This is a genomic window from Acidovorax sp. Root219 (assembly GCF_001428665.1).
Lineage (GTDB): Bacteria > Pseudomonadota > Gammaproteobacteria > Burkholderiales > Burkholderiaceae_C > Acidovorax.
In genome coordinates, this window is the sequence record NZ_LMIJ01000030.1 from 162,655 (window position 1) to 175,724 (window position 13,070).

Sequence of the window (13,070 nt, forward strand, 5' to 3'; positions counted from 1 at the left end):
GCGGCTCCCGCCTAGTTNAAATGCAAATCCGTATAAGACCCTCAGGCCCAGCGGACGGGGCAAGGACAACCGGGCGTGGCCCCGCGTCCTACGCGCAAGCCTTCAGGCAGCCGACATCCAGGAATGGTTTCGGCACGTACTCTGCAGTATCGACCCGTGTCTTCTGCAAAGTCTCTTTATGCCCATACCTTCGCCGACCACTGCGCACCAGCCCCCCTGTCACGGCCTGCGGCCCCGCTGGTGGACCCTTGCCGCCGTGGCGGCGGGCGCCCTGCTGCTCACGGGCTGCGCGCCCTGGCGCCTGATGACGGCGTCGGACCTGGCCAAGGCATCGCGTTCCTACACCGCCCAGCCGTCCCAGCCCGAGCGGCGCATCCTGGTGGTCGGCGACAGCACGGCGGTGGGGACTGGTGCGGCCCGCCCCGAGGACAGCCTGGCGGGGCGCATCGGCGCGGCGCACCCGCGCTGGCAGATCGACAACCTGGCCGCCAACGGCGCCAAGTTCGAGGATGTGCAGGCGCAACTGGAGCGTGCCAGTACGGGCTACGACCTGGTGCTGGTGCTGGCCGGTGGCAACGACGTGATCCGGCTGACTTCGGAGCAGGAGTTGCATGCCCACATGGAGCAGGTGATCCGCACCGCGAAGGCGCGCGGCAAGCAGGTGGTGCTGATGCCTTGCGGTAATGTGGGCCACGCGCCCCTCTTCATACCACCGGTCTCGTGGTTCATGGACAGCCGCTCCAAGCGCCTGCATGCCACCGCGCAGGCGGTGGCGCTGGAAAGCGGTGTGCGCTACATCCGCCTGCTCAAGCCGCGCGCTCAGGACCCCTTCGTGCAGCGCGCCGACGAACTCAATGCCGCCGACGGCCTGCACCCGAGCAGCGCGGGCTACCAGCAGTGGTACGAGGAACTGGTGCGGCAGGAAGGCTTGGCCAGCTTGACAGGCACGTAGGCCTCAATAGGTCTCCAGATGCAGGCGCCCTTCGCGCGCCAGGGTGGCTGCCAGGGCCTCCCAGTCCAGACCCGCGTCAGCCGCCACGTCGCGCAGGGCCAGCACCACGCCCTCTTCCATGCTCTTCAAGCCGCAGACGTAGAAGTGGCTGTTGCCGTCCTTGAGCAGTTCTGCCAGGTCGGCAGCGCGCTCGCGCATCAGGTCCTGCACATAGCGCCGGGGCTGGCCCGGGGTGCGCGAGAAGGCCAAATTGATGTCGATGAAGTCCTTGGGCAGGCTTTGCAGCGGGCCGAAGTACGGCAGCTCCTGCTGCGTGCGTGCGCCGAAGAACAGCATCAGCTTGCCGCCCTCGAACTTGCCGCTCTTGCGCAGGCGGCGGCGCCACTCGGTCATGGCGCGCATGGGGGCGCTGCCGGTGCCGGTACAGATCATAACCACGTGCGACTTAGGGTGGTTGGGCATCAGGAAGGAATGGCCGAACGGGCCCACCACCTCCACCTTATCGCCCACCTGGAGATCGCAGACGTAGTTCGAGGCCACGCCGCGCACGGGGGTGCCGTCGTGGTCGGAGGTGACGCGCTTCACGGTCAGCGCCAGGTTGTTGTAGCCCGGCCGCTCGCCATTGCGCGCGCTGGCAATCGAGTACTGGCGCGCATGGTGGCGCTTGCCCAGGGCATCGGTGCCGGGCGGCACGATGCCGATGGACTGCCCCTCCAGCACCGGAAAGGGCAGGCTGCCGAAGTCCAGCACCACATGGTGCGTTTCGCTCTCGAAGCCCGCCTCGGTGCAGTTGAAGTTGCCGACCACGGTGGCCGTGGTCGGCGCCTTGGGCGGGTAGAGGTTGGTGTAGGCATGCGCGGCCGACCACGGCGGCACCGTGGCGCCACGGTGCAAGGGCGGCTGGGGCTGCACGCCAGGCTCGGCCGTGGCCAGCGCGGCCTGGGTGTCTGCCGCGATGGGAGCATCCGCCGCTTCGGCATCGACTCCGGCGGCCGCCAGTTCATCAGGCGTGAGCTCGGCGGGCAGCGACTCCCAGGTCAGCTGCTCCTCGATCGAATAGGCGCGCACCAACGGCATGGTGCGCCAGTTGTCGATGGAACCCGTGGGGCACGGCGATATGCAGGCCATGCAGCCATTGCAGATGTCGGCACGCACGACGTAGTTGTTGTCATCGTGCGTGATCGCGTTGACGGGGCAGGTGGCCTCGCAGGTATTGCAGCGGATGCAGATTTCCGGGTCGATCAGGTGCTGCTTGATAACCCCGGCTTCAACGGCCATGTCCATATTGGTTCTCCTTTGTCACCCCCAACCAGGGGGTTGGGATGGGGCGTGTGGTCTTCGTGGGGCCTGCCCTCATCCCTGCCCTCGTTCATACGCCGAGGGCGCTTCTTTGTCCATCAGCCGAAACGCACGTACTCGAAATCGACCGGCTGGCGGTTGATGCCCATCACCGGTGGCGCGATCCAGCCGGCGAACTGGCCTGGCTCGACCACGCGGCCCATGAGCGAGGCGACGAAGGCGAAGTCTTCTGGGCTGGGCAGCCATTCGTCCTTCTTGGCGGCCCATTCCATCTCGTTGACCACCCGGCCCTCGGGCGACATCTTGATGCCCGCGAGCGCACCGATCTGGCGGTTGAAGGCCTTGTGCGGCACCACCAGGCGGGTGGGAATGCCGGCTTTTTCGAGCACCTTGTTCCAGCGGCCCACACCGGCCACCGAGTCCTTGATGAAGTCGTCGCGCAGCACCTCGTTCAGGGCGTTGAGCATGGGCACGTCCTTCTCGACCAGTTGGCCGTCCTTGACCTCCAGCACCTTGTAGGTCTGGCCCTTGAGCACGTGGTCATCCGTGCGCTTGCCTTCCTCGTAGCGGCCCTTGAGGCCGGAGCTGTAGAAGATGGCGGCGTTGCTGGACTGGTCGGCACCGAACAGGTCGATGGTGACGCTGTAGTGGAAGTTCAGGTAGCGCTGCACGGTACCGAGGTCGATGGCGCCGGCGGCGCGCACCTTCTGCGGGTCGTCGGTCTTGAGCTCGTTCATCACCTGGGCAGTGCGGGCCAGCACGCGCGAGACACCGCTCTCGCCCACGAACATGTGGTGCGCCTCTTCGGTCAGCATGAACTTGGTGGTGCGCGCCAGCGGGTCGAACGCGCTCTCCGCCAGGGCCGAGAGCTGGAACTTGCCGTCGCGGTCCGTGAAGTAGGTGAACATGAAGAACGCCAGCCAGTCGGGCGTCGCCTCGTTGAAGGCCCCCAGAATGCGCGGGTTGTTCTCATCGCCCGAGGTGCGCTGCAGCAGGGCGTCGGCCTCTTCGCGGCCATCGCGGCCGAAGTGCTTGTGCAGCAAATAGACCATGGCCCACAGGTGGCGGCCCTCTTCCACGTTGATCTGGAACAGGTTGCGCAGGTCGTACATGCTGGGCGCCGTGAGGCCCAGGTGGCGCTGCTGCTCTACCGAGGCCGGCTCGGTGTCGCCCTGGGTGACGATGATGCGGCGCAGGTTGGCGCGGTGCTCGCCGGGCACGTCCTGCCAGGCTTTTTCGCCCTTGTGGTCGCCAAAGTGGATCTCGCGGTTGGCATCGCCCGGGTTCAAAAAGATGCCCCAGCGGTAGTCGCGCATCTTCACATGGCCGAACTGGGCCCAGCCCTGCGGGTCCACGCTCACGGCCGTGCGCAGATAGACCTCGTGGTTGGTCGAACCGTCCGGGCCCACGTCGTCCCACCAGTTGATGAAGTTGGGTTGCCAGCCTTCGAGCGCACGCTGCAGGGTGCGGTCTTCGCCGAGGTTGACGTTGTTGGGGATCTTCTCGCTGTAGTTGATGCTGCTCATGGTTGTTCCTTGGATGGTTCAGCAGAGGGGTCAAACACGGTTCAAGTCGAAGCCGGCCTTCTCGCCGGTGCCGTAGACCTTGAGCGCGCCCTTGTCGCCCACGGCGTTGGGGCGGTTGAAGATCCAGTTCTGCCAGGCGGTGAGCCGGCCGAAGATGCGCGTGGCCATGTTCTCCTTGCTGGCAAAGCGCAGGTTGGCCTCCAGGCCGGTGAGGGCGTCGGGCGACATGGCGGCGCGCTCCTCGATGGCCATGCGCAGCTCGTCGTCCCAGTCGATGTCGTCAGGCGCGGCCGTCACCAGGCCCAGGGCCAGGGCCTCGTCGGCGTCGAGCGGCTTGCCGACCGCGGCGCGCGCTGCGTCCAGCGGTGCCGCTTCTTCATAGAAGCGCCGCTGCAGCCGGCTCTGGTCGTTGACCATGGGGAAGAAGCCGAAGTTGAATTCGTTGAGCGTGAGCCGGGGTGCCCGGTCGGCGTCGTCAGGCAGGGCCAGCATGTAGCTGCGGTCGGCGGCAAAGGCCAGCTCGGCCAGGGTGCCGGCGAAGCAGGAGCCCTCCTGCACCACCGCGAACAGGGTGCGCGAGGACACATCGAGCCGCGCCAGCGCGCGGCGCAGCGCACCGATGGTCTCGCGCACCAGCCAGTGGTTCTGGTGGGCCAGCATCACCGCGTCGGACGCGAGCACGGCCTTGGCATCGCCTTCGGTCTTCAGCAGCCAGGTGCCGATATCGAGTTCGTTGGTGCGCAGGTTGAGGATGGCATCGTCGAGCTCGCGCGCCAGGGCCAGCGGCCACCAGGCCGTGCCGGCCGCCTCGATGGCGGCGATGTCGGCGGGCTGCGCGCCGGAGGGCGCCTTCACGGTGAGCGTGGCGGTGCGCCTGGCGCGGTCGATCTGCACCTGCACATGCGAGTAGCCCAGGCTGTCGGCACCATCCTCGCGCTCCAGCCGGGTCAGGGCCACGCCCTTGGCACCGGCCGGGCGGTCGCTGCCCGCAGCGAGCTGGACGGCTCGGTCCTGCACGGCGGCGGCGAACTGGGCGGGCTTGGCCACGGCATCCACCAGGCGCCACTCCACCGCACGCTGGCCACGCACGCCTTCCACGCTGGTGCAGAAGATGTCGGCCAGGTCGTGGCGCACATGGCGCTTGTCGGTCACGCGGGTCAGGCCACCGGTGCCGGGCAGCACGCCCAGCAGCGGCACCTCGGGCAGCGAGACGGCCGACGAGCGGTCGTCCACCAGCAGGATCTCGTCGCAGGCCAGGGCCAGTTCGTAGCCGCCGCCGGCGCAGGCGCCGTTGACGGCGGCCAGGAATTTCAGGCCGGAGTGCTTCGACGAATCTTCCAGGCCATTGCGCGTCTCGTTGGTGAACTTGCAGAAGTTCACCTTCCAGGCGTGGCTGGAGACGCCCAGCATGAAGATGTTGGCGCCCGAACAGAAGATGCGGTCCTTGCCGCTGGTGACGACCACGGTGCGCACCTCGGGGTGCTCGAAGCGCACGCGGTTGACCGCGTCGTTGAGCTCGATGTCCACACCGAGGTCGTAGCTGTTGAGCTTGAGCTTGTAGCCGGGGCGGATGCCACCGTCTTCGGCGATGTTGAGCGACAGGCGGGCGATGGCGCCTTCGACGCTGAGCGACCAGTGGCGGTACTGGCCGGGCTCGGTGCGGTAGTCGACGCGCGCCGGGGCGCTGGTGGTTGTGGCAGTCATGGATGTCTCCTGTGGGGCCGGTAGTAGCGGCTGCAAACCTCAGAACAAGAAAAATAATGCAGCTTTTGATTTCAATGACATGCATCATGATGCATGTTTACGGACGCGTCAATGCCTGGAATGCTTTTTTTCGTTGCGAAAGATGTGGCGACTCCGCCCCGCGAGCGGCGGGGTCAGACGCTCAGGAAGCGTTCATCGACTGCCTGGCGGCGGACCGCAGGCCCTGAAAGGCCTGGGCCAGGCTCTTGCCGCTGGTGTCCACCGACAGGTCGGCCTTGGAATAGAAAGCCGCGCGCCCGCTCAGGATGCGGCGCAGGTCGTCCATGGCCTCCTTGCTAGCGGCCATGGGGCGGGTGTCGCCCTGCGCAGCCACACGGCCCATGTGCTCTTCGGGCGCGGCCTGCAGCCACACCGTGGTGCAGTGCGCCAGCAGCTCGTTGAAGGTGGCCGGGTCGGAGACGATGCCGCCCGGGGTGGCGATGACCACCTCGCTGTAGATCTGGATGGTTTCCTCGAGCGCGCGGCGCTCGTAGCGGCGGTAGGCATTGGTGCCGTAGAGGTCGTGGATCTCGCGCACGCTGCAGCCGGCCAGCTTCTCGATCTCGCGGCTCAGCTCCACGAAGGGCAGCTCCAGGTCGTCGGCCAGCATCTGGCCCAGCGTGGACTTGCCCGCGCCGCGCAGCCCCACCAGGGCAATGCGGCTGTGCCGGGCCGGATCGACCGAGGCCGTGCCCAGCAGTTCGCCCAGCGCCAGGCGCACGCGGCGCAGGTCGGCCTCACTGCGGTTTTCGAGCAGCTCGCGGATCAGCAGCCACTCGGGCGAGCTGGTCGTGACGTCGCCCACCAGTTCGGCCAGCGAGCAGTGCAGTGCACCCGCCACCTGCTGCAGCACCAGGATGGAGGCATTGCCCGTGCCGTATTCCAGGTTGGCCAGGTGGCGCTCGGACACGTCGGCCGCGATGGCCACGGCCTTGCGCGTGAGGCCGCGCTGCGCGCGCAAGTTGCGCACGCGCTCGCCCAGCGCCGTCAGCAGCGGGTTGCGGGCCTCGCCGCCCGGCGCCGCAGCGCCATTGCCGTCGATGGGCGCAGCGGCCAGCACTGCGTCGTCTTGCTCATTCATGCGCGTCCTTGTTCACACCACCCGATTGTCTGCGGTCCGGCAGCCCCGATAAATATGCACTATAGTGCTTGACGAAGATCATTCAGAGGTTTATCGTCCCGATGCACGCAAGATACTGCACGTCGCGCGATCCTGCAAGGCAATCATTCTCCATGGCAAGCGGCGCACAGACGCCCTGCCCAGCCAGTCTTTCCCCTGAAAGCCCGCCACCATGATGACGCCCGCCACCACCCCCTCCAGCAAGGATGCCTTCCATGCCCTGCTGGCCGACCTCACCGCGCAGATCGAGGGCCGGCCGCTCGATGCGGCGCTGGACCAGTGGCTCAACGCAGCCCATGGCGCCGGCAGCGCCACCTATGCGCAGCTGCGCGACGCCTGTATCACCGGCGTGGCCGAAGGCTGGCTGTGCGAGCGCGAGGGCGGCGGCATCAAGTACGGCCGGGTGTTCAAGGCCGAGGACGCGCTGCACCGCTTTTCGGTGGACGTGGTCGACATGCAGGACCTGGCCGGCCCGCACCACACGCACCCGAACGGCGAGATCGACCTGATCATGCCCATGGCCGACAGTGCCGCCACCTTCGACGGCCGGCCTGCGGGCTGGTGCGTCTACGGCCCCGGCACCGCCCACCGCCCCACCGTGACCCAGGGCCGCGCGCTGGTGCTCTACCTGCTGCCCGAAGGCCAGATCCAGTTCACGCGCACCTGAAATCCGCTCGCCCATCTTCTTCCATAGATACCCATGACCGAACTTCTCTCCAACTATGCCGCCGGCCGCTGGCAGGCAGGCACTGGCAACGGCACGCCGCTGTTCGACCCCGTGCTGGGCAACGAACTGGTGCGCGTGGACGCCACCGGGCTCGACCTGGCCGAGGCATTCACCTTTGCACGCCAGCAAGGGGGCGCGGCGCTGCGCGCGCTGACCTACCGCGAGCGCGCGGCGCTGCTGGCCGCCATCGTCAAAGTGCTGCTGGCCCACCGCGACGCCTATTACGAGATCGCCACGGCCAATGCCGGCACAGTGAAGAACGACTCGGGCGTGGACATCGACGGCGCCATCTTCACCCTGGGCCAGTACGCCAAATGGGGCGACGCCCTGGGCGATGCCCGCGCGCTGCGCGATGGCGATGCAGCCCGGCTGGGCAAGGACCCGGCCTTCCAGTCGCAGCACCTTTCGGTGCCCACGCAGGGCGTGGCGCTGTTCATCAATGCCTTCAACTTCCCGTCCTGGGGCCTGTGGGAAAAGGCTGCGCCGGCCCTGCTCTCGGGCGTGCCGGTCATCGTCAAACCGGCCACGGCCACGGCCTGGCTCACCCAGCGCATGGTCAAGGACGTGGTGGACGCGGGCGTGCTGCCTGCGGGCGCGCTGTCGGTCATCGCCGGCAGCTCGGCCGGGCTCATGGACCAGCTGCAGCCCTTCGACGTGGTGTCGTTCACCGGCTCGGCCGAGACGGCGGGCGTGATCCGCTCGCACCCTGCGGTGGCGCAGCGCTCGGTGCGCGCCAACATCGAGGCCGACAGCCTCAACAGCGCCGTGCTGCTGCCGGGCGAGGGCGCGGGCAGCGAGGCCTTCAACCTGCTGGTGCGCGAGGTGGTGCGCGAGATGACCGTGAAGTCGGGCCAGAAGTGCACGGCCATCCGCCGCATCCTGGTGCCGGCCGAGGTGTACGACGCCGCGGCCGAAGCCATTGGCGCCAAGCTCGCCGGCATCAGCGTGGGCAACCCGCGCAACGACAGTGTGCGCATGGGCTCGCTGGTCAGCCGGGCCCAGCTGACTGCCGTGCGCGAAGGCCTGGCCGCGCTGCAGGCGCAGACAGCCGCGCTGCACGACGGGCGCGACCGGCCACTGGTGGATGCCGACCCCGCCGTGGCCGCCTGCATCGGCCCGGTGCTGCTGGGCGCGCGCGATGCCGATGCGGCGCAGGCGGTGCACGACGTGGAGGTCTTCGGCCCTGTGGCCACCCTGCTGCCCTACCGCGACAGCGCGCATGCCATCGCGCTGGCGCACCGGGGCCAGGGTTCGCTGGTCACCTCGCTCTATGGCAGCGACGAGACCGCCCTGGCGCAGACCGCGCTGGCCGTGGCCGCCAGCCATGGCCGCGTGCACGTGGTCACGCCCGACGTGGCACAGGCGCACAGCGGCCACGGCAACGTGATGCCCATGTCGCAGCACGGCGGCCCGGGCCGCGCCGGTGGCGGCGCCGAACTGGGTGGCCTGCGCGCCCTCGCCTTCTACCACCAGCGCACGGCCGTGCAGGCCAGCCCCGGCGTGCTGGCCGCGCTGGGACTTTGACAACAGACACCACCACAGACGCGGCCCCCTAGCGCGCACCCGACCCGAGAGGGCCAAAGGAGACACACCATGAGCCTGCCCCCACGCTTCAATTTTGCCCAGCACCTGTTCGAGCTGAACCGGGGCCGCGCGCAGCGCACGGCCTACATCGACGACCGCGGCAGCCTGGCCTACGGCGCGCTCGAAGACCGCGCGCGGCGCCTGGCCGCGGCCCTCGCCAGTGCCGGCGTGCACCGCGAAGAGCGCGTGCTGCTGCTCATGCACGACAGCAGCGACTGGCCCGTGGCCTTCCTGGGCTGCCTGTACGCGGGGGTGGTGCCGGTGGCGGTGAACACCCTGCTCACGGCCGACGACTACGCCTACATGCTGGACCACAGCCGCGCGCAGGCGGCCATCGTCTCGGGCGCGTTGCTGGCGGTGCTGCAGGACGCCATGGGCCGGGCGCCGCACGAGGTGCGCACCCTGCTCGTCTCGCAGCCCACCGGGCCGCTGCCCGACGGGGCGCAGGACTTCGAGGCCGCGCTGGCGCAGGCCACCCCGCTCGCGGCGCCGGTCAGCACCGCGGCGGACGACCCGGGCTTCTGGCTGTATTCCTCAGGCTCCACCGGCAAGCCCAAGGGCACGGTGCACACCCACGCCAACCTGTGGTGGACGGCCGAGCTCTACGGCAAACCGGTGCTCGGCCTGACCGAGGACGACGTTTGCTTCTCGGCCGCCAAGATGTACTTCGCCTACGGCCTGGGCAATGCGCTGACCTTCCCGCTGTCGGTGGGTGCCACCGTGGTGCTGATGGCCGAGCGGCCCACGCCCGACGCCACCTTCCGCCGCTGGACGCAGCACCGCCCCACGGTGTTCTTCGGCGCGCCCACGGGCTTTGCCGGCATGCTGGCCTCGCCCGCGCTGCCGGCGCGCGAGGCCGTGGCGCTGCGCATGTGCTCTTCTGCCGGCGAGGCCCTGCCGGGCGAGATCGCCCAGCGCTTCAAGGCGCATTTCGGCTGCGAGATCATCGACGGCATCGGCTCCACCGAGATGCTGCACATCTTCATCTCCAACCGCCCGGGCGACGTGCGCTACGGCACCACCGGCAAGCCGGTGGAGGGCTACGAGGTGGAGCTGCGCGGCGAGGACGGCCGCCCCGTGCCCGACGGCGAGGTGGGCGACCTGTACATCCGCGGCCCGAGCGCGGCGCTGATGTACTGGGCCAACCGCGAGAAGTCGCGCGAGACCTTCCAGGGCGGCTGGACCAAGAGCGGCGACAAGTACACGCGCGACGCCGACGGCTACTACACCTATGCCGGCCGCAGCGACGACATGCTCAAGGTCAGCGGCATCTATGTCTCGCCCTTCGAGGTCGAGGCCACGCTGATGCAGCACCCCGCCGTGCTCGAATCGGCCGTGATCGGCGTGCAGGACGGCGAGGGCCTGACCAAGACCAAGGCCTACGTGGTGCTCAAGCAGGGCCAGCAGGCCGACGCCCAGGCGCTGCAGGCCTTCGTGAAGGAGCGCCTGGCGGCCTACAAGTACCCGCGCTTCATCGAGTTCATCGAAGAGCTGCCCAAGACGGCCACCGGCAAGATCCAGCGCTTTCGCCTGCGCGAGAAGGAGGCCCGCGCGTGACGGGGCAGGCAGCCTCCTCTGGTACGGAGTTCGCCAGCATCGCCTGGCGCGGCCGCACGGTGCGCATCGAGCACCAGTGGATCGCGCCCGAGCGCCGTGGCGCCCCGCTGGTCGTCTTCCTGCACGAGGGCCTGGGCTCGGTGGCGATGTGGAAGGATTTCCCCGAGCGCCTGTGCAACGCTGCGGGCGTGCGCGGCCTGGTGTTCTCGCGCCCGGCCTATGGCCGATCCACCCCGCGCGAGCCCGATGAGACCTGGGACGTGGACTTCATGCACCGGCAGGCGCACGAGGTGCTGCCCGCATTCTTCGAAGCCCTGGGCATCACCGAGGCGCCCTGGCTGCTGGGCCACAGCGACGGTGGGTCCATCGCGCTGCTGTATGCGGCGCGCTTCCCCGAGGTGGTGCGCGGCCTGGTGCTGATGGCGCCGCACATCTTCGTCGAGGATGTGACCATCGCTAACATCGAGATCGCGCGCGATGCGTACCGGGACACCGACCTGCCCGCCAGGCTCGGCCGCTACCACGACGATGCGGACTCGGCCTTCTGGGGCTGGAACCGCATCTGGCTGCACCCGCCCTTTCGGCAATGGAACATCGAGGCCGAGATCGCCTCCATCCGCGCGCCGGTGCTCGCCATCCAGGGCGTGGACGACGAGTACGGCACGCTGGAGCAGATCCGCGGCATCGCACGCCGGGTACCGGGCACCGCGCTGCTGGAGCTGCCCGCCTGCGGGCATTCGCCGCACCGCGACCGGCCCGACGCGGTGATCGCCGCAGCCACGGACTTCATCGCGCAGACGAGCAGCTATTCCACGTAGCGCCTGAGTCCCGGCAGGTCGAGCACGGTGATACCGCCATACTCGATCTGCAAAATGCCCGACTCCTGCAGGCGCTTCAAGGCCGCATTGCAGCGCTGGCGCGAGACGCCCGTGAGGTTGGCGATCTCCTCCTGCGAGATCTGCAGGTGCCGGTCCATGCCGGGGTAGAGGAACGGGTGGAACAGGCCGGCCAGCGCGCGGGCCACCTGGCTGTCGGTGTCGAGCAGGTGGTGGGCCGTGAAGTTGCCCAGGAACCAGTGCATGCGCTCGTTGATCTGGCGCAGCAAAAAGTGGTCGAAGCTGCGCTCTGTGGCATGCAACCACGCAAAGGTCTCCACCGGCAGCAGCGCTACGCGGCTGGGGCGCAGGGCGATGATGTCGGCCGTGCGCGGCAGGGCGCGCAGCAGCGTGCCTTCGCCAAACCAGCTGCCGGCCGAGAGGCCGCCCAGCGTCACGGCGCGGCCATCGGGCGAGGTCACGGACCACTTGAGCAACCCCTCGATGGCGCCGTACCAGTGCAGGGGCACATCGCCGCGGCGGCACAGTGCTCCGCCTGCCGGCACATTCACCTCGCGCGCATCGTCGAGCACGCGCTGCTGCGCCGGGGCATCGAGCAGAGGGAACCAGGCCGACGCGGCCAGCAGGCTGGTGGTGGACGGCCGTGTCGCAGGGGGTGACAAAGTGGGGTTCTCCCGGAAGAAGACACTGGCCCCGCGTATACCCTGCCCTCAAATGTCATCGCGATGACTGAGTGGAAAGGTGCCCAAAAAAATAATGCGGAGCACCCCGCAATTCTCCACCAGGACCACGATGAGCAAGCGCAAAGTCATAGTCACCATCGCCCCCACGGGCGGCATGGCCCACAAGTCGCAGAACCCCCACCTGCCCACCCAGCCGGCCGAGATCGCCGATGACGTGGAGCGCTGCTGGAACGCCGGGGCCAGCGTGGTCGCCATCCATGCGCGCCGGCCCGACGACGGCGCCACCTGCAACCCCGATGTCTACCGCGACATCAACAGCCGCATCCGCGCCAAGGGCTGCGATATCGTCCTCAACAACTCCACCGGCGGCGGCGTGCACGGCGACATGGTCAAGCCCCTGCCCGGCGGCCGCTGGGAGATTGCGTGGGAGGAGCGCATCAAGGGCATGGACGCAGGCGCCGAGATGTGCACGCTGGATGCCACCACACTGAACCTGAGCTTCGATGGCCGCGAGATCCTGATGGATACGCCGCTGAGCCGGGGCCGCGAGCTGGCCGCAGGCATGAAGGCACGCGGCATCAAGCCCGAATGGGAGGTGTTCAGCCCCACGCACATCCTGCAGGACACCACCACGCTCATCGAGGAGGGGCACGACGACGAGGGCCCGCACTTCATCAACCTGGTGATGAACGTGCACCGCGCCTTCCAGAACGCCATGCCCTACTCGCCGCGCTTTCTGCAGATGATGGTGGACACGCTGCCGAAGAACAGCCTGTTCTGCGTGAGCGGCATCGGCCCCTCGCAGCTCGAAGCCAACGTCGCCGCCCTGCTGCTGGGCGGGCATGCGCGCGTGGGGCTGGAGGACAACCTGTACTTTCGCCATGGCCAGTTGGCCACCAACGTGCAGCTCACCGAACGCATCGTGCGCATCATCCGCGAGCTGGACATGGAGCCCGCCACGCCGACCGAAGCACGCGCGCTGATGGGCCTGCCGCGCGTGGGCGGCCCGCGCCCCGCGTTTGCCCCAGCTTGACCGCAGCGAT

11 protein-coding genes are annotated in these 13,070 nt (G+C 68.5%); 6 read left to right on the forward strand and 5 right to left on the reverse strand.

The annotated features are described in order from the left end of the window. The first annotated feature begins 178 nt into the window (after window positions 1-178). Complete coding sequence (locus ASE28_RS25995) at window positions 179-952, forward strand: SGNH/GDSL hydrolase family protein (RefSeq protein ID WP_057269057.1); 774 nt, start codon at window positions 179-181, stop codon at window positions 950-952. Between the two features lie 3 nt (window positions 953-955). Here ASE28_RS25995 and boxA read toward each other — a convergent pair whose 3' ends face one another. The 4 genes from boxA to ASE28_RS26015 form a co-directional block, all read right to left on the reverse strand. Continuing rightward, window positions 956-2,236, reverse strand: coding sequence for a benzoyl-CoA 2,3-epoxidase subunit BoxA (gene boxA, locus ASE28_RS26000; protein WP_057201677.1), 1,281 nt, complete (start codon window positions 2,234-2,236; stop codon window positions 956-958). A gap of 113 nt (window positions 2,237-2,349) precedes the next feature. After that, a complete protein-coding gene (gene boxB / locus ASE28_RS26005; protein ID WP_057269058.1) occupies window positions 2,350-3,777 on the reverse strand; it encodes a benzoyl-CoA 2,3-epoxidase subunit BoxB in 1,428 nt (475 codons plus the stop codon). 30 nt (window positions 3,778-3,807) lie between these two features. Continuing rightward, window positions 3,808-5,481 carry a 2,3-epoxybenzoyl-CoA dihydrolase gene (boxC, locus tag ASE28_RS26010; RefSeq protein ID WP_057269059.1) on the reverse strand — a complete coding sequence of 558 codons (1,674 nt, stop codon included), beginning with the start codon at window positions 5,479-5,481 and terminating at the stop codon, window positions 3,808-3,810. Window positions 5,482-5,662: 181 nt separating this feature from the next. Next, window positions 5,663-6,601, reverse strand: a complete 939-nt coding sequence (locus ASE28_RS26015; RefSeq protein WP_057269060.1) for a helix-turn-helix transcriptional regulator — start codon at window positions 6,599-6,601, stop codon at window positions 5,663-5,665. Window positions 6,602-6,812: 211 nt separating this feature from the next. Here ASE28_RS26015 and ASE28_RS26020 point away from each other — a divergent pair, with 211 nt between their 5' ends. The 4 genes from ASE28_RS26020 (at window position 6,813) to ASE28_RS26035 (ending at window position 11,326) form a co-directional block, all read left to right on the forward strand. After that, entirely contained in the window at window positions 6,813-7,307 is a 495-nt protein-coding gene (locus ASE28_RS26020; RefSeq protein ID WP_057269061.1) for a DUF4863 family protein, read from the forward strand. 33 nt (window positions 7,308-7,340) lie between these two features. After that, window positions 7,341-8,891, forward strand: coding sequence for a 3,4-dehydroadipyl-CoA semialdehyde dehydrogenase (locus ASE28_RS26025; protein ID WP_057269062.1), 1,551 nt, complete (start codon window positions 7,341-7,343; stop codon window positions 8,889-8,891). Between the two features lie 69 nt (window positions 8,892-8,960). Further along, complete coding sequence (locus ASE28_RS26030; protein ID WP_057269063.1) at window positions 8,961-10,508, forward strand: benzoate-CoA ligase family protein; 1,548 nt, start codon at window positions 8,961-8,963, stop codon at window positions 10,506-10,508. Next, on the forward strand, window positions 10,505-11,326 hold the full coding sequence (locus ASE28_RS26035) for an alpha/beta fold hydrolase (protein WP_057269064.1): 822 nt from the start codon (window positions 10,505-10,507) through the stop codon (window positions 11,324-11,326). Before ASE28_RS26030 ends, ASE28_RS26035 begins: the two co-directional genes overlap by 4 nt. Here ASE28_RS26035 and ASE28_RS26040 read toward each other — a convergent pair. Next, window positions 11,314-12,006, reverse strand: a complete 693-nt coding sequence (locus tag ASE28_RS26040) for a Crp/Fnr family transcriptional regulator (protein WP_057201669.1) — start codon at window positions 12,004-12,006, stop codon at window positions 11,314-11,316. The two genes, ASE28_RS26035 and ASE28_RS26040, sit on opposite strands and share 13 nt — an antisense overlap. 130 nt (window positions 12,007-12,136) lie before the next feature. On the opposite strand from ASE28_RS26040, the gene ASE28_RS26045 reads away from it, so the two are divergent. Further along, window positions 12,137-13,060: a 3-keto-5-aminohexanoate cleavage protein gene (locus ASE28_RS26045; protein WP_057269065.1), complete on the forward strand. Its 924-nt coding sequence runs from the start codon at window positions 12,137-12,139 to the stop codon at window positions 13,058-13,060. Window positions 13,061-13,070: the final 10 nt, after the last annotated feature.